The sequence below is a fragment of the Actinotalea sp. C106 genome (assembly GCF_023630195.1).
GTDB lineage: Bacteria > Actinomycetota > Actinomycetes > Actinomycetales > Cellulomonadaceae > Actinotalea.
In genome coordinates this window covers 1-576 of sequence record NZ_JALPKN010000633.1, presented here as the reverse complement: position 1 = coordinate 576, position 576 = coordinate 1, and the positions used below count along the sequence as shown (strand labels likewise).

Sequence of the window (576 nt, the reverse complement as noted above, 5' to 3'; positions counted from 1 at the left end):
CTTGGCCTCCGACTTGGCGCAGCTCGGCCAGCCCGGGAGCCGGGACATCCGGCCGCGGCACGACGACGGCGGTCACGGCCTGGCCCCACTCGGCGTCGGGCACCCCCACCACGCAGACCTCACCGACCCCGGGCACCCCCACGAGCGCGGCCTCGACCGCGGCGGGGGCGACCTTGACCCCACCGGTGACCAGGACGTCGTCCGAGCGCCCGAGCACCGTGAGACGACCGCCCTCGAGGATGCCGAGGTCCCGGGTGCGGAACCAGCGACGGCCGTCCGCCGTGGTGAAGGCCGCGGCGTCGAGGTCAGGGCGTGCCAGGTACCCGCGGGCGAGCATCGGTCCGGCGAGGCGGATCCCGTCGTCGTCGACCTCCACCTCGACCCCGTCGAGGGGACGCCCGTCGTAGACGCACCCGCCGCACGTCTCGGTCATGCCGTAGGTCAGGACCAGCGGCAGACCGCGCTCGCGGGCGGCCTCGACGAGGGCCGGCGGGGTGGCGGCCCCGCCGATCAGCACCGCGTCGAGGCGGCTCAGGGCGGCCAGGGTCGGGGCGTCGGCGGTCAGCACCCGGTGCA

Annotated in this window: 1 protein-coding gene; it reads right to left on the bottom strand. The window is 76.6% G+C overall.

Going from position 1 to position 576, the window contains the following annotated elements; genetic code table 11:
* On the bottom strand, positions 1 to 576 hold a 576-nt coding region (locus L0B03_RS18915; protein WP_250448661.1), incomplete at both ends, for an AMP-binding protein.